Source organism: Acinetobacter sp. ANC 3903, from assembly GCF_002135315.1.
Lineage (GTDB): Bacteria > Pseudomonadota > Gammaproteobacteria > Pseudomonadales > Moraxellaceae > Acinetobacter.
This window is the reverse complement of record NZ_NEGA01000003.1, coordinates 140,189-163,998: the sequence shown is the minus strand read 5'-3', so window position 1 is coordinate 163,998 and position 23,810 is coordinate 140,189. Positions and strand designations below refer to the sequence as shown.

Annotated in this window: 18 protein-coding genes; 16 read left to right on the top strand and 2 right to left on the bottom strand. The window is 39.2% G+C overall.

Going from position 1 to position 23,810, the window contains the following annotated elements:
- Window positions 1–2: 2 nt before the first annotated feature.
- The 15 genes from aroK (at window position 3) to B9T29_RS03225 (ending at window position 19,834) form a co-directional block, all read left to right on the top strand.
- On the top strand, window positions 3–551 hold the full coding sequence (gene aroK, locus B9T29_RS03300; RefSeq protein WP_086174554.1) for a shikimate kinase AroK: 549 nt from the start codon (window positions 3–5) through the stop codon (window positions 549–551).
- Window positions 552–568: 17 nt separating this feature from the next.
- Window positions 569–1,654, top strand: a complete 1,086-nt coding sequence (gene aroB, locus B9T29_RS03295) for a 3-dehydroquinate synthase (RefSeq protein WP_086174553.1) — start codon at window positions 569–571, stop codon at window positions 1,652–1,654.
- Window positions 1,655–1,657: 3 nt separating this feature from the next.
- Window positions 1,658–2,503, top strand: a complete 846-nt coding sequence (locus B9T29_RS03290; RefSeq protein ID WP_086174552.1) for a hypothetical protein — start codon at window positions 1,658–1,660, stop codon at window positions 2,501–2,503.
- A 453-nt stretch (window positions 2,504–2,956) separates the two neighbouring features.
- Window positions 2,957–7,432 carry a glutamate synthase large subunit gene (gene gltB, locus B9T29_RS03285; RefSeq protein ID WP_171263961.1) on the top strand — a complete coding sequence of 1,492 codons (4,476 nt, stop codon included), beginning with the start codon at window positions 2,957–2,959 and terminating at the stop codon, window positions 7,430–7,432.
- A 74-nt stretch (window positions 7,433–7,506) separates the two neighbouring features.
- Window positions 7,507–8,928 carry an FAD-dependent oxidoreductase gene (locus B9T29_RS03280; protein ID WP_086174550.1) on the top strand — a complete coding sequence of 474 codons (1,422 nt, stop codon included), beginning with the start codon at window positions 7,507–7,509 and terminating at the stop codon, window positions 8,926–8,928.
- Window positions 8,929–9,224: 296 nt separating this feature from the next.
- Window positions 9,225–10,109, top strand: coding sequence for a metal-dependent hydrolase (locus B9T29_RS03270; RefSeq protein WP_086174548.1), 885 nt, complete (start codon window positions 9,225–9,227; stop codon window positions 10,107–10,109).
- A gap of 162 nt (window positions 10,110–10,271) precedes the next feature.
- Window positions 10,272–10,862, top strand: coding sequence for a LemA family protein (locus B9T29_RS03265; protein WP_086174547.1), 591 nt, complete (start codon window positions 10,272–10,274; stop codon window positions 10,860–10,862).
- A 41-nt stretch (window positions 10,863–10,903) separates the two neighbouring features.
- Window positions 10,904–11,965 (top strand): TPM domain-containing protein, encoded by a 1,062-nt coding sequence (locus B9T29_RS03260; RefSeq protein WP_086174546.1) that lies wholly within the window; start codon window positions 10,904–10,906, stop codon window positions 11,963–11,965.
- On the top strand, window positions 11,959–12,519 hold the full coding sequence (locus B9T29_RS03255) for a TPM domain-containing protein (RefSeq protein ID WP_086174545.1): 561 nt from the start codon (window positions 11,959–11,961) through the stop codon (window positions 12,517–12,519). The genes B9T29_RS03260 and B9T29_RS03255 overlap by 7 nt, the downstream gene beginning before the upstream one ends.
- A gap of 218 nt (window positions 12,520–12,737) precedes the next feature.
- Complete coding sequence (locus B9T29_RS03250) at window positions 12,738–13,163, top strand: pilin (RefSeq protein WP_416202475.1); 426 nt, start codon at window positions 12,738–12,740, stop codon at window positions 13,161–13,163.
- 95 nt (window positions 13,164–13,258) lie between these two features.
- Complete coding sequence (locus B9T29_RS03245) at window positions 13,259–15,196, top strand: hypothetical protein (protein ID WP_086174543.1); 1,938 nt, start codon at window positions 13,259–13,261, stop codon at window positions 15,194–15,196.
- On the top strand, window positions 15,193–16,041 hold the full coding sequence (locus B9T29_RS03240; RefSeq protein ID WP_086174542.1) for a glycosyltransferase family 2 protein: 849 nt from the start codon (window positions 15,193–15,195) through the stop codon (window positions 16,039–16,041). Before B9T29_RS03245 ends, B9T29_RS03240 begins: the two co-directional genes overlap by 4 nt.
- An 8-nt stretch (window positions 16,042–16,049) precedes the next feature.
- A complete protein-coding gene (locus B9T29_RS03235; RefSeq protein WP_086174541.1) occupies window positions 16,050–17,777 on the top strand; it encodes an ABC transporter ATP-binding protein in 1,728 nt (575 codons plus the stop codon).
- A gap of 11 nt (window positions 17,778–17,788) precedes the next feature.
- The gene (locus tag B9T29_RS03230; RefSeq protein ID WP_086174540.1) at window positions 17,789–18,811 is read left to right on the top strand and encodes a stealth family protein; all 1,023 of its coding nucleotides are present in this window, start codon (window positions 17,789–17,791) and stop codon (window positions 18,809–18,811) included.
- A 9-nt stretch (window positions 18,812–18,820) separates the two neighbouring features.
- Window positions 18,821–19,834: a glycosyltransferase family 2 protein gene (locus tag B9T29_RS03225; RefSeq protein ID WP_086174539.1), complete on the top strand. Its 1,014-nt coding sequence runs from the start codon at window positions 18,821–18,823 to the stop codon at window positions 19,832–19,834.
- Here the strand turns inward: B9T29_RS03225 and B9T29_RS03220 are convergent.
- Complete coding sequence (locus tag B9T29_RS03220; protein ID WP_086174538.1) at window positions 19,824–20,843, bottom strand: glycosyltransferase family 4 protein; 1,020 nt, start codon at window positions 20,841–20,843, stop codon at window positions 19,824–19,826. The two genes, B9T29_RS03225 and B9T29_RS03220, sit on opposite strands and share 11 nt — an antisense overlap.
- Window positions 20,840–21,994 carry a glycosyltransferase family 4 protein gene (locus B9T29_RS03215; protein WP_228146549.1) on the bottom strand — a complete coding sequence of 385 codons (1,155 nt, stop codon included), beginning with the start codon at window positions 21,992–21,994 and terminating at the stop codon, window positions 20,840–20,842. The genes B9T29_RS03220 and B9T29_RS03215 overlap by 4 nt, the downstream gene beginning before the upstream one ends.
- Before the next feature lie 136 nt (window positions 21,995–22,130).
- Here B9T29_RS03215 and B9T29_RS03210 point away from each other — a divergent pair, with 136 nt between their 5' ends.
- Window positions 22,131–23,768: a PglL family O-oligosaccharyltransferase gene (locus B9T29_RS03210; protein WP_086174536.1), complete on the top strand. Its 1,638-nt coding sequence runs from the start codon at window positions 22,131–22,133 to the stop codon at window positions 23,766–23,768.
- Window positions 23,769–23,810 lie beyond the last annotated feature (42 nt).

Sequence of the window (23,810 nt, the reverse complement as noted above, 5' to 3'; positions counted from 1 at the left end):
CCTTGCCAAGCAATGAGTTTGAAACCCTGCCAAATGTCTATTTGGTAGGGCCAATGGGGGCTGGGAAAACAACGGTTGGTCGTCATTTAGCGGAACTGTTGGGACGAGAGTTTCTTGATAGTGATCAGGAAATAGAGCGTAAAACAGGTGCGACAATTCCTTGGATCTTTGAAAAAGAAGGTGAAAAGGGATTTCGTAACCGTGAAACAATGGTGATTGATGAACTCACTGCTCGTTCACAGTTGGTTATTGCAACTGGTGGTGGAGCAGTGACCCAGTCACCTAATCGTGAATTCTTAAAACAACGTGGAATTGTGGTTTACCTTTATACTCCTGTCGAAATACAATTACAGCGCACTTATCGGGATAAAAACCGTCCTTTACTGCAAGTTGAAAATCCTGAACAAAAGTTACGTGATTTATTGGCTGTTCGCGATCCCTTATATCGTGAAGTTGCAGATTATATTATCGAAACAAATCAGGGCGCTGCTCGTGATTTAGCGCAAAAAATCTTACATATGATTGTTTCTCAAGAAGCAAAGCTAGTCTAATTAACGGTTTTAATTTCATGCAAACTTTACATGTTGAACTCGGTGATCGCCGTTATCCTATCTTTATTGGTAGTGATTTAGATCCTCAATCATTACTTGAGCCTTATATTCACGGAAAGCAGGTGATGGTGGTAACCAATACAACGGTTGCCCCTTTATATCTAGAGCATTACCTCAGTGCGATTGAAGGTCTGGGGAAAACGGTTGCGACATGTATTTTGCCTGATGGCGAAAAGTATAAAAATATTGAGCATTTAAATCTCATTTTTAATGCTTTGCTGGAAGCGGGTTTTAACCGGGATGCGACAGTATTGGCTTTGGGTGGCGGAGTTATTGGGGATATGGCGGGCTTTGCATCTGCTTGTTTCCAGCGTGGGGTATATTTCATTCAGGTGCCGACGACACTTTTGTCGCAAGTCGATTCAAGTGTGGGCGGGAAAACCGGTATCAATCATCCACTCGGTAAAAACATGATTGGGGCTTTTCAGCAACCTCAAGTTGTGCTGGCTGATATGTCGCAGCTTTCGACTTTGCCAGACCGCGAGTTATCTGCGGGTTTGGCAGAAGTGATTAAATATGCCTTACTGGGAGATCGTGATTTCTTGGTCTGGCTTGAACAAAATATGGATGGGCTGGTTGCGCGCGATCCTGGACTGCTCGCTGAAGCTGTATATAAATCTTGCGCTCATAAAGCACGCATTGTCGCCAATGATGAAAAAGAACAAGGCGAACGTGCCTTACTGAATTTAGGTCATACTTTTGGTCATGCAATCGAATCCTATTTGGGGTATGGCGTTTGGCTACATGGAGAAGCTGTTGCTACGGGGATGGTGATGGCGGCTGATTTGTCACAACGTATGGGCTGGATTTCACTTGAAGATCTAGAACGTACAAAAAAAATCATTCAACGTGCTCATTTACCCGTAAAATGCCCAGCTATTCCACTGCAAGAATTTCTTGCCTATATGTCACATGATAAAAAAGTGCTGAATGGGCAGTTGCGTCTGGTCCTGATGAAAGCACTGGGGCAAGCCGTAATTACCAAAGAATTTGATGTGGAATTGATGAAACAAGCGATTTTAGCGAATCAAGAAAAGGCATAACTCATGGCAACCCTCCGTACACAATGGCAACGTATTCAAAATTATATCTGGCTGGTGTGTGGGGTGGTGTGTTTATTTGCAGCACTTGTTTTTTGGGCAATCACGGATAGTGATGCTTTAGTTGAAGTGGAAAAATCTGCTGAAACGGAGTCTGAGCTACAAATTCAACCCGAAAAAGTTGCTGCAACGAACTTGCTTGGTGCGCTACAGGATGAAGTTCGTCCTTTAGAAATGACCACACGTGTGGTGACCACTGGAAGTTATGAACCGGAATTTCGTGGTAGCAAGTTTATTAATGATAATAAGAACGCAAGTACCATCGAATTGTTTCGCACAACCAAAGATGATGTGATTCGCAGTTTTTTAAAAAAACAATCCGATCGCAAGAACTTTTTTTATATACGTTTAAGCGGTGAGAACCAGATTGAACAATATGTGCTTCTCTATGGAGTATATAGAAATAAAGATGAAGCTCAACGTATGCTAGAGCAATTACCGCTGCAATTTCCCAAGACTGTTCAGCCTAAAGTACAGGATATTGAAAATTATGTATCTTTAGTAAATGACATGGGCGCAGATGAAATGGGCACTAATAATAAGCTGTATGCAGTCAATCTGAAATCTGCGCCTTTACCTAAAGTTGACGAAAGCGTATTGGCAATTGTAAAACCAAAATCCAATGAGCCGGCAACTGATGCTAAAACAGCAACTACAACCACCACTGTGACACGTCGCGACGAACAGGGCAATGTAGTGGATGTACAGCAGTCACATTCAGCTGTCGAATCTGCACCGAAACAAGGCGGAAATAAAGTTGCAGAAAAAGAAATTAATGACCCATTTAACTAAAAATATAGTTCTAAAATAGAGCAAATTAGGTTATAAAAATAATAATACGCACAAATATAGTGCAAAAAATGTTTTGCTGAGAGTTTGATAAAATTCGCAAAACTTTAATGTTTCTATATTTAAAACGTTTAGCATTGTCTTTTTGTGATTGGCATATTTTTTGCTTAATTGGTGCGTGAATTGAGTTGATGTCCCTGTTTTGGCGCGAAAAGATTCAATGATTGTGCGAAATCGTCAAATTTGCCTGCTTTAAAAGAGTGCGTGAACGAAGCAAAACATTTTTGCAATTAATTCATGTACAAAGATTAAAATCGGATTATCTTAAGCATGATGAAAAGATTTTACTCATCATTGATCTTAAAGTGAGTAAATTGGACTAAATCGCAAAGAAGATATTTGATTGTTAGATGCCCGCTTTATGGGCCATGTTGAAAAGAAGGGTACGCTATGCACATGCCATCGCCTAATACTGTAGCTCCCGCTCAAGGTTTATACCAACCGGATGAGTTTAAAGATAACTGTGGTTTCGGTTTAATCGCCCATATGCAGGGTGATGCCAGCCATGATCTCGTCAAGACTGCTATGCATAGTCTTAGCTGTATGACACACCGTGGTGGTATTGCCGCAGATGGTAAGACAGGGGATGGTTGTGGTCTGCTCTTGGCAATGCCGAAGAAATTCTTCCGTGAAGAAGCAAAAAAACTCAGTGATATCACTTTAAGCGAAATTTTTGCTGTCGGTACCGTATTTTTAAATGTAGACCCAGCAATTGCTGCACATTCTAAACAAGTGCTGGCCAAAGAAATTGAATCTGAAGGTCTTAAAGTTCTCGCTTGGCGTGTTATTCCAACCAATAACGGTGTGCTTGGTGAAATTGCAATGCAGTCTTTACCTGCATTCGAACAGATTATTGTCAACTGCCCTATGGGTGTGACTGAGGTCGAGTTTAACCGTAAATTGTTCTTGGCACGTCGTCGTGCAGAACAACAGTTAACTAATGATCCATCATTCTATGTGACCACTTTGTGTTCTACAGTGATTAGCTATAAAGGCCTGATGATGCCTGAAGCGATTGCTGACTTTTACACCGATTTGGCAGATGAACGCCTGGAATCTCATATTGTAGTGTTCCACCAACGTTTCTCGACCAACACTTTACCGCGTTGGCCTTTAGCACAGCCGTTCCGTTATCTGGCGCATAATGGTGAAATCAACACCATTACTGCAAACCGTAACTGGGCAATGGCGCGTACACCAAAATTCGAAAACTCGCTATTACCTGGCTTAACCGATCTTAACCCGATTGTGAACCGTACCGGTTCAGACTCTTCAAGCCTGGATAACATGCTTGAGATTCTTGTCGGTGGCGGCATGGACCTGTTCCGTGCACTGCGTATGCTGGTTCCACCAGCTTGGCAAAACGTTGAAACTTTAGATGCAGACCTTCGTGCATTCTATGAATTCAACTCTAAGCATATGGAAGCTTGGGATGGTCCGGCGGGTCTGGTGATTCAAGATGGCCGTCATGCGATCTGTATGCTGGATCGTAATGGCTTACGTCCAGCACGTTGGGTGATTACTAAAAATGGCTACATCACGCTTGCATCAGAAATTGGTGTTTGGGGTTATCAACCTGAAGATGTGATTTCTAAAGGTCGTGTTGGCCCGGGTCAAATTCTGGTGATTGATACTTTCACTGGAAAAATGCTTGACACCAAAGATGTCAGCAACCATTTGAAAAAAATGCGTCCTTACCGTGAATGGTTGCGTGAGAACTCTGTACGCATTCAAGGTAGTCCGGAACTGGAAGAATATTTATGTGATCAAGGCTTGAAAGGCGATGAGCTGAAAGCATCACAGAAAATGTTCATGGTGACTTTTGAAGAGCGTGACCAGTTGCTTCGCCCAATCGCTGAAAGTGGCCAGGAAGCAGTGGGTTCAATGGGTGATGATACGCCAATGGCAGTATTGTCTCGTCAAGTACGCCATGTATCAGATTACTTCCGCCAACAGTTTGCACAGGTCACCAATCCGCCAATCGACCCATTACGTGAATCGATTGTGATGTCATTGGAAACTTGCCTGGGTCGCGAACAAAACGTATTCGAGCAAAGCCCTGAACATGCCGATCGCTTGATTATTTCTAGTCCTGTACTGACTAATTCAAAAATGCATCAGATTCGTACCCTTGGGCGTCCGGGTTACGAAATTGCTGATATCGATTTGAACTATGCAGAAACTGAAGGTCTGGAAGCTGCGCTTACACGTATTTGTATCGAGGCTGCACAAGCGATTCGTGATGGTAAAACTTTATTGGTGCTTTCAGACAAGAAAATCCGTCAAGGTTTCTTGCCTGCTAATGCACTCATGGCAACAGGTGCAGTACATCACTACTTAATCAATGTGGGCCTGCGTACTGATGCCAACATTATTGTTGAAACAGGTTTGGCACGTGATCCACACCAATTTGCGGTGATCTTGGGCTTTGGTGCAACTGCGATTTATCCTTACCTGGCATATGACGTGATCAATGACTTGATCGCGAAAGGCGAGTTGTTGGGTGATCCAATCCATGCCCAAGCCAACTTCCGTAAAGGGATTGAAAAAGGCTTATTGAAAGTCCTTTCGAAAATGGGTATTTCGACTGTTGCCTCTTACCGTGGTGGCCAGTTATTTGAAGCAGTTGGTCTGTCGACTGAAGTGGTTGCTAAATGCTTCACTGGCGTACCAAGTCGTATTAAAGGTGCAACTTTTGCTGATCTTGAAAATGATCTGAAAAAACTGGCTGATACAGCGTGGAAATCACGTAAGCCAATCGATCAGGGTGGCATGCTGAAATTCGTATTCGACAAGGAATACCATGCATTTAACCCGGACGTGATCAATGCCCTACATAAATCAGTTCGTTCTGGCAAATATGCAGACTTTAAAGAATATGCTGAACTGGTAAACAACCGTCCGGTCGCTACCATTCGTGACTTGTTGAAGCTGAAAACCGATAATTCAATTGCACTAGATCAAGTGGAATCGGTTGAAGAAATTCTGCCACGTTTCGACTCTGCCGGGATGTCTTTGGGTGCATTGTCTCCTGAAGCACATGAAGCGATTGCCATTGCCATGAATACCATCGGTGGTCGTTCAAACTCTGGTGAGGGCGGTGAAGATCCAGCGCGTTATGGCACCATCCGTAACTCGAAAATCAAACAGATCGCTTCTGGTCGTTTTGGTGTAACACCTGCGTATTTAACTTCTGCTGAAGTGTTGCAGATTAAAGTGGCGCAAGGTGCAAAACCGGGTGAAGGTGGTCAGTTACCGGGTGGTAAAGTGAATGGCTTAATTGCACGTTTACGTTACTCAGTACCAGGCGTAACCTTAATTTCACCTCCGCCGCACCATGATATCTACTCAATTGAAGATTTGTCACAATTGATCTTTGACTTGAAACAAGTCAATCCTCAGGCGATGGTGTCAGTAAAACTGGTATCTGAACCGGGTGTAGGTACAATTGCTGCAGGTGTAGCGAAAGCCTATGCTGACTTCATTACCATTTCAGGTTATGACGGTGGTACCGCAGCGTCGCCATTGTCTTCAATTCACCATGCCGGTTCTCCATGGGAATTAGGTCTTTCTGAAGCGCATCAAGCCCTTCGTGTGAATGACCTACGTGGCAAAGTACGCGTACAAACCGATGGTGGTTTGAAAACTGGTCTAGACGTGGTGAAAGCGGCAATTCTCGGTGCGGAAAGCTTCGGTTTCGGTTCTACGCCAATGATTGCATTGGGTTGTAAATACCTGCGTATCTGTCACTTGAACAACTGTGCGACCGGTGTTGCAACCCAACAGGATCATTTACGTCAGGAACACTACATCGGTGAGCCTGAAATGCTGATCAACTTCTTCCACTTTATTGCGGAAGAAACACGTGAATGGTTGGCAGCGCTTGGTGTATCAAGCCTGAAAGACCTGATTGGCCGTACTGATCTGCTTGAAGTATTGCCAGGTGAAACGGATAAACATGCTCACTTGGATTTAAGTGCATTATTGACTTCACATCCATCTGCAGAAGGTAAGGCGCAATATTGCCAAGTACAAGGTAATGCGCCATTCGATAAAGGTCTGCTTGCAGAGAAAATGGTTGATGAGATGCTTCCGACCATTGAAGCCGGTAAGAGCGGTGAGTTTAGCTTTAATGTGGTGAACTGTGACCGTTCAATTGGTGCACGTATTTCTGGTGAGATTGCTAAACGTTATGGCAACCTCAGCATGGAAGCACATCCTGTTGTTATGAATTTGAAAGGTACTGCAGGTCAGTCACTCGGTGTTTGGAATGCTGGCGGTTTGCATATCAAACTTGAAGGCGATGCCAACGATTACGTCGGTAAAGGTATGGCGGGTGGTCGCGTATCGATCTTCCCACCAAAAGGTTCGCCTTTCCAAACTCAAGAAACGGCAATTATTGGTAATACCTGTTTGTATGGTGCGACTGGCGGTAAACTGTTTGCTGCAGGTACTGCAGGTGAGCGTTTTGCGGTACGTAACTCAGGTGCCTTTGCCGTGATTGAAGGTGCAGGCGATCACTGCTGTGAATACATGACTGGCGGTATTGTGACTGTACTCGGTAAAGTGGGTCATAACTTCGGTGCAGGTATGACTGGCGGTTTTGCTTATGTACTTGATTTGGATAACGACTTCGTTGACCATTACAACCATGAGCTAATTGAATTGAACCGTATTTCTACAGAGGCGATGGAAGAGCATCAAGAATTCTTGCTTCGTATCTTAGATGAACATATTGCTGAAACAGGTAGTGCTTGGGCGTACAAGATCCGCAATGAGTTTGATTTTTACAGCCGTAAATTCTGGCTTGTAAAACCAAAAGCTGCTAATTTGCAAACGCTTTTGAAAACAACCAAAGCTGATCCACAATAATTCCACTACTGCAGATTGATAGGCAGGTGTAGCGGTAAAAGATGAAACCGTTACACCTACCCACGGAGAGAGACATGGCAGAGCGCCTAAACAATGACTTTCAATTTCTGGATGTAGCACGCCAAGATCCAGAGAAAAAAGATCTAACTGTCCGCAAAGCAGAGTTTGTGGAAATTTATAAACCTTTTACAGCGGAAATTGCGGCAAACCAAACCCATCGCTGTTTAGGATGTGGTAACCCTTATTGTGAATGGAAATGTCCGGTACATAACTACATTCCAAACTGGTTAAAGTTAATTGCTGAAGGCCGTATTTTCCAGGCAGCAGAATTGTGCCATCAAACCAACACTTTGCCAGAAGTATGTGGTCGTGTATGTCCGCAAGACCGTTTATGTGAAGGGGCTTGTACCTTGAACGACGGTTTTGGTGCAGTGACCATTGGTAATGCAGAAAAATACATTAACGACACTGCCTTTGCTTTGGGCTGGCGTCCAGATATGTCTTCTGTAAAGTGGACTGATAAAAAAGTCGCAATCATTGGCGCGGGTCCTGCCGGTCTAGGTTGTGCGGATATTCTGGTACGTAATGGTGTAAAACCGGTGGTATTTGACAAACGCCCTGAAATTGGCGGTTTGCTGACTTTCGGTATTCCTGAATTCAAAATGGAAAAAGATGTGATGAAGCGTCGCCGTGAAATTTTCACAGGCATGGGCGTTGAATTCCGTTTAAATACTGAAATTGGTACAGACGTAACGATTGATCAACTACTTGCAGACTATGATGCAGTATTCATGGGTATGGGGACATACACTTACATGAAAGGTGGTTTTGCTGGTGAAGATCTGAATGGTGTCTATGACGCGCTTGATTTCTTGATTGCCAACGTCAACCGTTGCCAAGGTTGGGAAAAAGATCCTGCTGAATATATCAGTGTAGAAGGCCAAAAGGTTATCGTACTAGGTGGTGGTGACACTGCGATGGACTGTAACCGTACTTCTATCCGTCAAGGTGCTGAATCAGTGATCTGTGCTTACCGTCGTGATGAAGAAAACATGCCGGGTTCACGTCGCGAAGTGAAAAATGCGCGTGAAGAAGGGGTGGAATTCCAGTTTAACCGTCAGCCAATTGAAATTGTCGGTGAAAACGGCAAAGTGACCGGCGTTAAATTTGTGACTACACAATTGAGCGAGCCAGACAGCCGCGGTCGCCGTAGTCCAGAGCCAATTCCAGGTTCTGAAGAAGTGTTGCCAGCGGATGCCGTACTTCTTGCATTTGGTTTCCGTACCAGCCCAGCTGATTGGTTTAATAATGTGAAAATTAACTTGGATGGTTCAGGCCGTGTTATTGCGCCGGAACAGCAAGAGTTTAAATTCCAGACTTCAAATCCAAAAATCTTTGCTGGTGGCGATATGGTACGTGGCTCTGACCTGGTTGTGACTGCAATCTGGGAAGGTCGTCAAGCCGCAGAAGGGATCTTGGATTACTTGGATGTTTAATTCGGTTTAAACTGAATTGGATTCATTCTAGAAACCCGCTTCGGCGGGTTTTTTATTGCCTATATAACTCCCTCCTTTATCAAAGGAGGGTTGGGGAGGATTTAAATATAAATTTTCCCTCATCCTTGCGCAGCAGCGCTGCTCATCTCCCACATGGAGAGGGAACTTCTTAAATGGTTGGGCTAAATAAAAAATGAACCTTTTCGCTAATTCAACAAGCGCTTTCGCCATATCTGTCAGAAAAATTGCTGTTCATACTAAGGTTATTATCCGATCAAATTTTTAGGATTAACGACATGACTCAAGTGACGACAGAAAAATCATATCAAAATCGTCCAAAGGCTATCGGGATTACAGTGCGTAAACCACAATTTAATCCGCAAGCCATTCGCAGGCATTATTTCGCCAATTCCCCTATCATGTCACATTTGCTGACCGCGCTATCTTCTACATTTCCTATAGGAGAACAGTTTTTCGTGCATAGCGTGCGTAATGTTCGTGATCAGGTAAAAGATGAAAAATTGCAGGCTCAAATTGCAGCCTTTATTGGACAGGAAGCCATGCATTCCAAAGCCCATGCCGAGTTTAATGCTGCTTGGCGCCGTGATGATTATCATCTTGACCGATTTCAGGCTTGGCTGGCACGTAAAGACAGCTATATAAAAGGACTGCATCCTAAAATTCAGCTGGCGATTACCTGTGCCTTTGAGCATTTTACCGCTTTGCTGGGCGGATATATTCTGCGACATCCTGAAATCTTGGCAAGCCTGGATGAAGATACCATCAAACTCTGGGTCTGGCATGCCATTGAGGAAATTGAACATCGTGCTGTCGCCTTTGATGTTTATCAGTATGTGTATGGGGATGATAAAGTGCGGCGTATGATTATGCGTAGTGTGACCACAGGTTTTGCCAGCTTGACCTTCTATTCGGCCACTCGGTTATTTTGGCAAGATAAGAAAAAAAGTTTACCTAAAGTGGCGGGTAATCTTCTGGGAATTTATTTAATCGGGAAAATGTTTGTCCAGTTATTGCCTGAGTATTTATCTTATTTTAAAGCTGATTTTCATCCTTCTGAAATTGACTATAGCGAGATCGTCAAGGATTGGAAGCAGCGACTGGCGACCGAATATCTCCATCCGGAATTTCAAAAGGAGCTATCAACAGTTGCCTATAGCTGATTGAAAATTTGCTGGATTAAGCTCGATTGATGATCGGGCTTTTTATTTTCTTGAAAAAAATGAACTTCATCTTGAATAAATAAATTAAACAAAACTGTGGCTAAATATGTTTACAATAAAAATATTTAAACAAATACAAATAAATAATAGAGGAATAGCGCAATGAATTTTATGAAAAAAACTGCAGCGACAGTCGTGCTTGCGAGCACGCTGACCTTAAGCGGCTGTGGTTATAACACTTTACAGGTGAAGGATGAGGCGGTTTCAGCTTCTTGGGCAGAAGTACAAAACCAGTATCAACGCCGTGCAGATTTGGTGCCTAATCTGGTGAATGTGGTGAAAGGCTATGCCAAACATGAAGAGCAGGTATTGACTGAAGTGACTCAGGCGCGTGCCAATGTTGCAGGTCTAAAAGTGGATAAACAAGTGCTGGAAGATCCTGCTTTATTCCAAAAATATCAGCAGGCTCAGGCCCAGATGACCAGTGCATTGTCACGCTTAATTGCGGTTTCAGAAAACTATCCGGACTTAAAAGCCAATGAGCAGTTTCGTGATTTACAGGTACAACTCGAAGGGACTGAAAACCGCATTGCAGTTGCCCGTAATCGTTATATCAGCACTGTGCAGGACTACAATTCATATGTACGTCAGTTCCCGCAAGTGATGACGGCCAAAGTCATCGGAATGAATCCAAAACCGAATTTCAGTGCAGAACAGGGTGCACAAAGCGCACCTAAGGTTACATTTAACTAGTAGGTCATGAGTAAGGTGCCTGAATAGAAAAGGATGCGCTTATGCTTTCTTCAGAACATAAAAATACGTTCACGATAATTTTACACGTGCTGATCTTGTGCTTTGCAATGTTGTCCAGTTCATTTGCTTTGAGTGAAGTGGACACAGCCAGTGACAGTGAAGAAGCGGTTATCGTCGGGAAAGTGATTCAAGAGCAACAACAAGCAAATCAAACTCAGCAAAAACCATCGGTGCAGTCAGAAGCAAGGCAGCCGCAAGTTGCCAATGATATGGCGGAAGGTGAATCTATCCGTGGACTGCCGACTTTAAATGAACCGATTGTGGATCAGGCCAATTTGCTTAGTGCTGGTGAAAAGCAGGCACTAAGCCAGCGCATTCTAAACTTGCATGCACAGGGCAAAGCCCAAATTGGTGTGGTGATCGTTCCGACGACAGGGCAGGAAGATGTTTTTGATTTTGCTATGCGGGTGGCTGAAAAATGGCAACTTGGATCTGCAAAACAGGATAATGGTTTGTTGATGGCGATTGCGGTAAATGACCGGCGTATCCAGATCTTAACCGGATATGGTCTGGAAGGTGTGTTGCCGGATATTATTGTTAGCCGAATCATTCGTAATCAAATCACACCTTATTTTAAACAGGCTCAATATGTGCAAGGCATTGATGCCGGTTTGGCTGAAATTGAACGTATTTTAAATATGGATCCTGAAGTTGCAGCAAATGCAGCACAGGAACTGAAAGACCGGCAAGAAAAAGCCTTGCATGAACAACAGGCCAAAGAGAAAACCTTTAGTACAGCCTTATTTATTTTAATTGCAGGGATTATTGGTTCATTTATTGTAGGCAAACCTCTAAGTGCTGCTACAGCAGCTGTTGCGGGAACTGTAGCAGGTTTAGTGAATGGAGCCGGATTAGTCACCAGTTTATTAATCGGCGGCGGGATTTTTTTCTTACTCATTACTGCAATTGCGCAAACCATTTTTCAACTTGTACTTTCATCTGCCGGTCGCGGTGGTGGACGTGGTGGCGGCTTTGGTGGTGGTGGCGGATTTAGTGGCGGCGGTGGCGGCTTTGGTGGAGGAGGGGCATCAGGATCATGGTAACAACAACAGATACAACAGAAATTGTCACACAACCTAAGACAGCAGAAGTAAGTCAGCCCAGTTTTAAGCGTTGGTTAAAGCATTTTTTATATATGCCTGCAACACAACGCTATTTTTCCAAACACGATCAAGCTGCGATTGCGCAGGTAGTGACTGAGGCTGAGCATGGTCATGTCGGGGAAATTCAGGTAGTCATTGAAGGTCATCTGCCCGTAAATCAGGCCTATTTTCAAAATACCCGCATGCGTGCGCGTCAGCTGTTTGCAGAACTTGGGGTATGGGATACTGAATATAATAGCGGTGTGCTTCTCTACATCAATTTATGTGAAAGAAAAGTTGAAATTGTGATTGATCGGGGAATAAAAACAGCCACGCAGCAAATGATTTGGGATGAAATTTGCCAAAATATGATTACGCAATTGGTTGACCAGCAGTTTAAGGAAGCTGTGGTGTCAGGCGTGATGAACATTGGTGAAGTGCTCAACCACTTTTATGCTCAATCGATTAAAGAGCAAGATAATGAATTGACGAATGCTCCTATCATTATTGACTAGAAAAAGAGGTGGATTAGTGACATAAAATGTCACTTTTTTACCAAAAAAAACATTAAAACTACGTTGTAACAATTTTATTTTTTTAAAGTGCTGTTTTTTTTATTAATTTTATTATAATCAATCTTGGCACAGTTAGTGCTAACTATAAATTAAGCTAAATTAGCTTTACAAAGCTTATAAATAAACAAAAAACATTTGTGGAGAATGTTATGAAATCTATGCAAAAGGGTTTTACTCTTATTGAATTAATGATCGTTGTAGCGATTATCGGTATTTTGGCTGCTATCGCGATTCCTGCTTATCAGGATTATATTGCTCGTTCTCAAGCATCTGAAGGCCCATCTTTAGCTGATGGTTTAAAAACAGAAATTACTGATAATTTACAAAACAGTAAATGTGGTAATTCTACAATGGGTGGGAAATATGCAACTGTAGCGGTTATTGATGCAACGATTGCTGCTGGTGCAACACCACAATGTTCTGTACAAGTAACTTACCATAATGGTATTTCAGCCAAAATTGCTGGTAAAAAGCTAGGTCTATTAGTTCAGTCTAACGGTTCTATTATTGCACCTGCAACAGCACCTGCAAATACTACTACTGACATTGATACTAAATATGTTCCTAAAGCATTGCTTCCATAAGTTGTAATGTTCTTAAAAAAGCGACTTTAAGTCGCTTTTTTTATATTAGTTTTTATGATGTTATTTGTTCGACTAAAGAAAAAAAGGAAGTTTAAATGTATAAGAAACAATCATTACCAGAAATTTGTCTATTTTTTATTTTGGTATTGGTGGTTTTAGTCTATTTCCCTGGATTAAAAGGGGACTTTCTTTTTGACGATCTAAGTAACTTAAGTGAAATATCTAAATATGGTGATATGAGCCAATGGGCAGATGTACAAAAATTTGTAATGAATGGGATCGCAGGCCCGACTGGTCGACCAGTATCGTTGATTACTTTTGTCCCTCAAGCTGAGGATTGGTTTACAGGTAATGCCTTGCCGTTTAAAGTGGTCAATCTCATCATTCATCTACTTTGTGGTGTATTGTTATATTGGGTAACATGTCTGTTATTACGCGCTTATGGAGAAATAAAAGAACAAAAAATAAAATGGATTGCCTTGTTAACTGCAAGTTTTTGGCTATTACATCCATTTATGTTATCTACGACACTTTATGTGATTCAACGGATGGCACAATTACCATTACTATTTACTTTATTGGCTTTGATTGGATATTTCAAAGGGCGCGCTTTAATAGTCACAAAACCTTATTTTGCATATGTATTGATGACAGTTTCAATAGGATTAGGCACGATATTGGCGACTTTTAGTAAAGAGAATGGAGCATTATTGCCACTGCTTGTTTTAGTTGTTGAGTTCTGTAACCCCAATACAAATAATAAGCCACTATGGCAATGGCGAGCTATCTGTCTATGGTTGCCTTCGATGGCTATAGCTGTTGTGCTTTTACATTATATTGATTTCTCACCAGATCCATGGCCAAGTCGTAATTTTAATCAAATAGAGAGATTATTGACCGAGGGGCGGATTATTGTAGATTATCTGGCTCAACTATTTATTCCACGTATAGAAGGTTATGGTTTTTTTCAGGATGGTTTTTTAGTATCTAAAGGTTGGCTTACTCCACCAAGTACACTATTTTCGATTTTATTCTTATTGCTCTTATTTATTGGGAGTTTTTTGCTCCGAAAAAAATATCCCCTGCTTGCACTGGCCATTTTATTTTTCTTTGCTGCTCATCTCATGGAATCTACAGTAATTGGCTTGGAGTTATATTTTGAACATCGTAATTATATAGCAGCAATATTTTTATTTTTACCTCTAGCAGCAGGATTATATGCTTTATCTGAAATTATTAAGCCAAGTGTAGTGATATTTGTAAGTTTATTAATACTTGTTTTTTTATCTGCAATGACCTGGCAGCGCGCTTCATTATGGTCGGATGAAAACAAATTAATGCTCTATTGGGCACAAAATAGTCCGAATTCTCCACGTGCACAAAGTATTATTGCAGAGGTGTTAGCAAGAGGTGGACACTATCAACAAGCAAATGAGATTGTGGAACTAGCATTAAAAAGGCGACCTGAAAGTGGTTTATTGTCGCTACAATTATTATTGCAAAAAATTAAAGATGGTTCTGTAAGCCAGCAAGATTTTATACGGACAAAACAGCAGGTCAGTTTACACCGTGCAGATACTCAAGCTGCGATTGCAATTCGAGAGTTAGTATTTTATACATTAGATAAGCCACCGATCATTGCAAAGTATGGTGATGCTTTGTTAGATATACTAAATGCTATGTCAGACAATCCATCTTATTTGAGAATAAAAGACTTCAAGAGTTATGCTCTTTTTTTGCAAGGACGAATTTTGACTTTGCAAAATAAACCTGATGTTGCATATCAATATTATAGTCAGTCCCTTGCATTATCTGCAGATGTTGAATATGGTTTGAATATGGTTGTTGTAATGGGTAATGCGGGTTATTTGCCACAAGCATTAAAATTATTAGATGAAACTGAAGTGGTTTATGATAAGCAACCTGAAAGTACTTTAAAAAAGTCAAACACTTATTATGACGAAACTATAAAACAAACAAGACGTGATATGTTAATAGATTTAAATGCTGAATTAAGTAAGGTGGCATCATGAAAGTTAGTGTGGTGTTGCCTGCTAAAAATGAATCTGCAGCAATTGAACAAACAATTAAAAAAATTAAGCAACTGAATATAGTTGATGAAATTATTGTTGTGAATGATGGGTCTACCGACAAAACTTCAATTGTAGCAGAACAAGCTGGTGCAAAAGTGATTACTCATCCTTATTCCAAAGGGAATGGTGCAGCAATTAAGACTGGGGCAAGAAATGCGACAGGTGACCTTATTGTATTTATGGATGCTGATGGACAGCATGACCCGCAAGACATTCCTCGATTACTGGAAAAAATAAACCAAGGTTATGATTTAGTTGTAGGCGCTAGGCAAAAAGGCTCTCAAGCGAGTGTTGGTCGTGGAATTGCTAATACACTCTATAACAACCTTGCGACTTATATGACTGAGCAAAAAGTGGAAGACTTAACATCAGGCTTTCGTGCAGTACGTGCGAATAAATTCAGAGAATTTTTATATTTACTGCCGAATGGGTTTTCATATCCAACCACCAGTACTATGGCATTTTTCCGTGCAGGCTATTCGGTAACCTATGTTCCCATTCACGCAGCTAAACGTATTGGTAAAAGTCATATTCAACCTTTAAAAGACGGAGTGCGATTCTTTTTAATCATATTTAAGATAGCTACGTTATTCTCACCTTTAAAGATGTTTTTACCGATTGCTGTGGTGCTGTTTTTAATGGGGACAGGCTGGTATGGTTATACCCTTTATGAGTTTCATCGTTTTACTAATATGAGTGCTTTACTTTATACAGGCGGTATTATGATTTTTCTTATGGGCTTAATTTCAGAACAAATTACAGCGTTGATGTATAAAGAGAAGTAAATATAATCGTGTTTAGTAGTTTGAAACAACTTTGGCAAATTCTTTCGCCACTTGATAAACGCAAAGTTATCTATGTCTTAATTTTAGTGATAGGTATGGCTTTTATTGAATCAGCGGGAGTCATTTCAATTATGCCTTTTTTGGCAGTGTTATCGAACCCAGAAGTCGTAGAGTCGAATCACTATTTAAAACTACTATATGGTTTTACAGGAGCCTTAAATAAACAAAACTTTATACTCTATTTAGGCTTTCTCTCTTTAACTATTGTTATATTTTCAACAGTATTTAAAATTGTGACCCAGTATGCGGTCAATCGTTTTGCAAGTTTACAACGTCATTATTTTTCTACTCGCTTACTTAAAATTTATTTACAGCAAAACTATGAATTTTTTATTCAGCGAAATAGTGCAACCTTAGTCAAAAACATTTTATCTGAAGTCGATCAACTTATTTGGGCTATGATTTTACCAGCTTTAACGCTTATGTCATATGGAATAGTGTTATTGTCAATGGTTGGAATTCTTCTACTGTATGACCCGCTTATGGCAGTGGCAACAGCATTTGTACTTTGCGTATTTTATATCACTATTTATATGTTAGTGCGCAAAAAACTGACTCAAATTGGGCAAGAATTTACTCAAGCAAATAAAGAGCGTTATCAAACCTGCCAAGAGGCATTGGCAGGTATCAAAGATGTGATGATTAATAATGCTAAACATGGCTATATTGAACAATTTGAGCAATCGTCACTTGTGTTTGCGCGGCACATTGCCACTCGTGATACATTAGGGCAAGTACCGCTGAATATTATTGAAACCGTTGGCTATGGTTGTTTAATTGGTTTAGCCATGATTTTGGTGGTGTCGGGGAAAGATGTTTCGCATATTTTGCCTGTATTGGGCTTATACGGTTTTGCTGCTTACCGTATGTTGCCTGCAGCGCAAAATATTTACCGTTCAATTTCGCAAATTAAATTTTCTCAGCAAGTATTGGCAATCCTGCAACCTGAATTTGCCTTAGAAGAACATAAGCATGCAATACCTTTAAAATCAAATTTACAAAAGTTAAGTTTTGAACATTCGATTTGTCTAAACAATATTGGTTTTGCCTACCCAAATCGGCTAGATCAACTTGTATTAAAAGACATGAATCTGAGCATTCCTAAGAATAGCAGTCTAGGTATCGTGGGTAAAAGTGGCAGTGGAAAAAGTACCCTAATGGATATGATGCTCGGGCTTTTACAACCCCAGCAGGGGCAGATATTGATTGATGGAGTTGCATTGACCGAACATAACATCATGGCGTGGCGAGACTTGGTCGGGTATGTACCGCAAAGTATTTATTTGGTGGATAAAACCATTGCGGAAAATATTGCCTTTGGTGTGCCGTCAGCACAGATTGATTTTAAACAGGTGGAATTTGTTGCTAAACAAGCACAGATACATGATTTTATTAAAAATCAACTACCTTTAGGATATGATACCTTGGTGGGTGAGCGTGGAGTGATGCTATCTGGGGGGCAACGTCAACGTATTGGAATTGCACGTGCTTTATATAAAAAACCACAGGTTTTATTTATGGATGAAGCGACCAGTGCGTTAGATACTGAAACTGAACAGGCCGTTAATGAAGCCATTCGGCGTTTAAACGGTAAAATGACCATCGTGATTATTACACATCGGGAGAGTGCAGTGGCGGGATGCGATTGGTTTATAGATTTCAACTTAATTAGGTAAGGGATTATCAAATGTCTGATATAGATTTTGTTGTGACTTGGGTGGATGGTAATGATCCTGAGTGGCAGGAGCATTATCGTTTTTATAAAGGCCAATATAAAAATATAAGCCCTCATGCGGTTAATATTTCTAGGTTCAGAGATTGGGATAATTTTCACTTTTGGTTTAGGTCTGTTGAAAAATATTGTCCTTGGGTGCGTAAGGTTCATCTTGTAACCAGCGGTCATTATCCAGTATGGTTAAATATTAATCATCCTAAATTAAATTTAGTAAAGCATGAGGATATTATTCCAAGAGATTTTTTACCTACGTTCAATTCACAGGTGATAGGGATTTATTTAAATAAAATTAATAATTTAAGTGAGAATTTTGTATATTTTAATGATGATGTATTTGTCAATAAAGATATTTCTCCTGATTATTTTTTTAAAAGAGGTGTGCCTTGTGATCAGCTATTGATGGAGTCTTTGTTCCAAATAGGGAATAAACATTCATGGGCAATAGTGAGACACCGTTGTGTTAATATTATTAATGAATACTTTAATAAAAAAGAAGTGATGTATAGACATTTTTCAAAAATTTTTAATATTCATTATGGATTAATGGATAATTTAAAAAACCTGTTTCAGTTTCCATATGGTTATTTCTCTGCATTTCATGATTATCATGTATCAGCACCAATGTTGAGGAGTACCTTTGATAAAATTTGGAATAAAGAAATGTTGTTTTTAACAGATATGTCTTCTCATCGTTTCAGGAGTGAAGGAGAAGTTAATACATATTTATTTCGTTATTGGAATCTTGTTGAGGGAAATTTTTATCCAGTTAATAAGAGTCGCCGAGGGCGTTGTTATAATATAAATTCACATAATATTGATGAAATTGTTGAAATGCTCTTAAGAGAAGATGCTTGTGAGATATGTATCAATGATCATGAAAGTGTGGATGATTTTGTTACGTTAAAGATGAAGTTAACAACAGCTCTTTTGGAAAAGTTTCCACGAAAAAGTTCTTTTGAACTTGATATGATGTGAGTCTGTAATATGTTGCTAAGTCTAATCGTTCCGATATATAAAGTAGAAAAATACATAACAGAATGCCTTGAAAGTATCATTACCCAGCTCCCTACCAATGTAGAAGTAATTTTAGTTAATGACGGTACACCTGATAGATCAATGGAAATAGTTGATAAGGTATTAGATAAACAATCTATAGATATAAGAAAGAAATTTAGAGTTTATGAACAAGTTAATAAAGGGGTAAGTTCAGCAAGGAATTTAGGTGTAGAAAAATCTAAAGGAGAATATCTAGCTTTCTTGGATCCTGATGATATCTTAATGCCTGAATATTTTTCTGAGATTTTATCCTTGATAGAATTATATCGTACAGATATTATTCAATTCAATTATTGTAGGTTTTTTAATAGTTTTTTAGAAAATATAAGTGGAAAATTTTCAATACAAGAATGTGAGTTGTGTGTCATCAATAATGATATATTGAAGAGAATATTTAATGATAATGCATGGTATTTATGGGTAAGGGTTTATAAGAAAAAACTTTTTAACTCTTTAAAATTCCCCGTCGGTTACAATTTTGAAGATGTAGCTGTTCTTCCTTTTGTGTTTAAAAATTCTCAATCTATTTATTTTTCTAATAAGCTATTATATGCTTATAGAGATAGAAAAGAAAGTATAACAAATGATATTAATATTAGAGTACTTGAAAAAAATATATTAAGTTTGAAATATGTTATTGAGAGTCTAAGAAATGCAGCTACAAAAGATATTTTATTTATTATTCCATTAGTACATATGCTTCGCGTGTATATTGCAATTTCATATAGAATGGGGGGGGCGCTTGCTGCACATAGAGCTTTTTGTAAGATTGAAATTGATAAGCTATTAATAGGGAATTATGAAAAAAGTATAATTGTTAATCGAGGGGACAAAATGTTCCTAAATTTATATAAGTATGGTGTGGTTAGTTTTTTTATTGTTGATTTTTTGAGCTATAGCTATTCTCAATACCTACTAGTTAAGCATAAATTTATAAGATAATAGATATGTAAAGATTAATATATTTTTCAATGATTTGCTTTTCTGTGTAATGCATATGCATATAATGATATGCATTTTTTGAAAATGAAATCCATTTTTCAGTATCTTTATATAAAATTAAAATAGCTTTAATATATTCATCAATATTATTTGTTTGACAGATAATACCATTAACTCCTGATATTACAATCTCAGGTAAAGATGAGCTATCACTACATATTATTGGTAATCCCCTAGCCATACTTTCAAGTACAGCCAAAGGCATTCCTTCCATACGACTAGGAAAAAGTAAAGTATCTGCTTCATCAATCCATGTTTTAATTTGTTCTGGATTAGATGACCAGCCTAATGCTTTCATATTATTAGGATAGTCATTTCGATTGATTTTATCTCGTGGATGAACTGTATAATATAATTCAAAATTATTTCCTAAAGCTTTCATGATTAGTGGTAATAAATCTGCACCTTTACGTGTGCTTAGTCTACCTAAGAATAATAATTTAAATGGGTGGTGAGGTTTTTTTCTGTGTTTAGGGTAATTAAAGGCTGCATTAGGAAGCCAATTAGGAATTGTAATTATATAAGGTGAATTAAAATTCTTACAAGTAATTTCGGCTGTATATTGACTGACGGCAGTAATTGTATGGGCATGATGAAAAGCGTATTTTTCTAATGGCTTTATCCATAAATGATGATATATTTTTTGTGCTAAGGTTTTATAAGGGACTAAAGCTGGGTCATGTACGCAACCATGACAAGTAACGACTACAGGTAAACCAAAATGTGCATAAAAACGATAGTGGAGCCATGAATTAATATGAATAATATTTGCCCATTCAGGAGGCCTAATCTTAGAAATTAAATAAGGTAGATATTCAGCATAATGTGGTAGCCAGGTAATTTCAGTACGTATACCATGCCGATGTAATGCATCAGCTAAACTTAGTGTAAAACGATCCACACCTGTATTTGCTTTAATTATCGGAAACCATATGGCGGGCTTAGTCATTTATTCTTCTCCATGTAATTTATTATATTGTTAAACTTATTCAATAATTGGTGCCATGCAAACCTTTCTGCAAAAGATTTACATTTCTCAGTCTTAATTTTCTTTAGGTGTCTGAGTAATTCAATTGTTTGTGTTGTTAATTGTTTGTAGTTTTCTGGTTCAATAAGATAGCCAGATACATTTGATTTAACAGCATCTATGATTCCCCCTGTAGCAAAGGCAACGGTAGGTGTACCATGAGAAGCTGCTTCTATTGCAACCATACCAAATCCTTCGGGATCATCAAGAATATGCTTTACAGGAAATACATGCAAATCGGCTAGATAAAACCAAGATGAAAGAATCATCTCATTTGAGATGTTTCCAATAAAAATAAGATGCTTTTCAATATTATGTTGGGCTGCTATTCGCAGAATTTCTTCTTTACTTTGTAGATTTTTATTTAATGCTTGAGACGGTGTATCACCAATAATGACTAATTTGGTATTTGGAACTTTATTGATAATTTCAGGTAAAGATAAATTTACGAATTCTTTGAGAGCCTTTCTTTTTGTTAAACGCCCAACTGACAACAGAATTTTTGAATTTTCTAATTGATAGGTTTGTTTTAATTCTTTAATAATTAACTCATCTCGATCTAATGGTGGAAATGTGACACCTGGATGAATAATATTAATTTTATTTTTTGAGATGCTTTTTCTTTCACAAATTTCTTGAGTGGGGGTGCTATTTACAATTACTTGGTCTGCATTTCGAATGAAAGGAACCCATAACAAATTATAAATAGAGTGATTCGTTGCAATATCTAAACCATGAATATAAACAATACTTTTTTTACGAAAAAATTTTGCCCAGAAAACCACAATTGGCGCTGTTAAGCCACTGCCAGCAAAAAGAATATCTGGTTTTTTGAAAATACAAATTAGAAATGTTTTAATAAATGCAGTAATTAAGAATAAGGGTAAAGGATTGAGTCTAACGCCGTAGAAATTACAATTTTGAGGTGCTGTATTTTGAGCGTCCTTATGGCTTAATAATAAAATTTCATTTTCATGGCTTAACTCATCTGCTATATGCCAGTTAAGGCGTTCCATCCCTCCAATGAGTGGAGGCAGGTTACGAGTTACAATTAAAATTTTTTTCTTATTCATATTCATATGAAAAATAAAATTATTTTCTATTATATTTAAATAACCAAAATTTTTCTATTTGAATAATATTTATATTCTTTTTTTTTATAGTTATTTTTCTTTATCATATGAGAAGCTCACTTTTGTGCATGTTGTTATGAAATTCCTTCTGCTCCTCTTAGCCAGTGTCTTTATCTCACTGGCTTGGCTCCTGCCTATCCATTATAGGCCTTGGGTTACCTATACCGGTGAACTTTTTGCCTTTTTATCTCTGTTTGTACTCGCTGCCATTTATTTAAAAGACAAAATTAAATTACCTGTGATTAGTCTGCCGCTATTATGTCTTGCGGCTATCCCGCTGGTTCAATATGGGGCAGGGGAACTGTTTTTCTTTGATAAAGCCTTTATCTGTACGTTATTTGTCCTTGGTTTTTGGCTGAGCACGGTGGTTGGCTATAACTTATCAAGTGAAAAAACAGACCGTGAAAGCATTTTTACCGGACTTAGCTATGTGTTTCTCATGGCTGGAACAGCGACGGGTATTATTGCTATTTGCCAATGGACCAATTTAGATGCTCATTTGCCCGGTATGATCAACATACAGGGCAATACACGTCCATATGCAAACTTTGCCCAACCCAACAATATGGCCACTTTTCTACTTATGTCATTAATGGCATGTTTGTATCTTTATGAAAAGAAAAAAATTCAAACCAAATGGTTGGTCGTTTGCGCTTTACCTATACTCATAGGCGTGGCCTTAAGTCAGTCACGTACTTCCTGGGTGGTCTGCCTATGCATTTTAGCCTATCTGGCTTATCAACAATATCGTGGCTTTATTCGCCTTAAATGGTATTGGTCAACTGGCTGGTTTCTTTTATTTGTCGGATTCATTATTGTAGCCCCGATATTGAGCCAACTTCTTGCTCAAGCCATAGATGCACACATTGTTCAAAGCCGTGATGTGGTACAACGTGCCACAGGAGATATGTCGCGCTTAGCCATTTGGCAACAGATGCTGCATGCGATTGCTGACCATCCATGGTTGGGTTATGGTTGGAATCAGACCAGTGTGGCTTATACCTTGGTCAGTGATCATTTTCAGGGACCGGTCTGGATTCGTAGCGCACATAATTTTATTCTCGATTTTATCCTGTGGAACGGCCTTATTATCGGACTTCCTTTTCTGGCCTACTTTGGCTATTGGGGCTATCAGCTGAATAAACGGGTCAATTCGGTAGAATCGGTAATCGGGATTTTGATGGTTGGCGCAGTACTGATTCATTCAATGCTGGAATTCCCTCAGTACTATGCGTATTTTCTGCTCCCGGTAGGTTTTATCGTTGGCTTGATTCAGTCGCAACAGGTTGATACTAAAGTCCTGACCCTTTCACCCAATTATATGCGGGTGACTTATGGTCTATCTTTCTTGCTATTGATTCTGATCGTGCGAGATTATTCGGTGATGGTCCCTAAGCTCAATCAAACGTTACGTTATGAAAAAACACCGCAAAAAATTACCAATCAAGATCAGATTTACTTGCTGGAAGAGTTTAACCGGCGTATAGACTGGATTCGTATGAATCCCTATAGCAAGGTGAGTGCACAGCAACTTGAAGAAATTAGGGAAATGGTGCTCAATTATCCGACTGCCTATGATCTGCTTAAATATGCCAAAATACTGGCTTTTAATGGCTATGAGCAGGAAGCTAGACATCAGCTCTGGTTGTTAAAAAAATTACGTAAAGTCGATCTGGATTACGCATCATTGGCCCAACCCGTAGCCAAAAAATAAGGCGGTCAAAAAGCGAATCTAACAACTAAAAAAGCCAGTCAA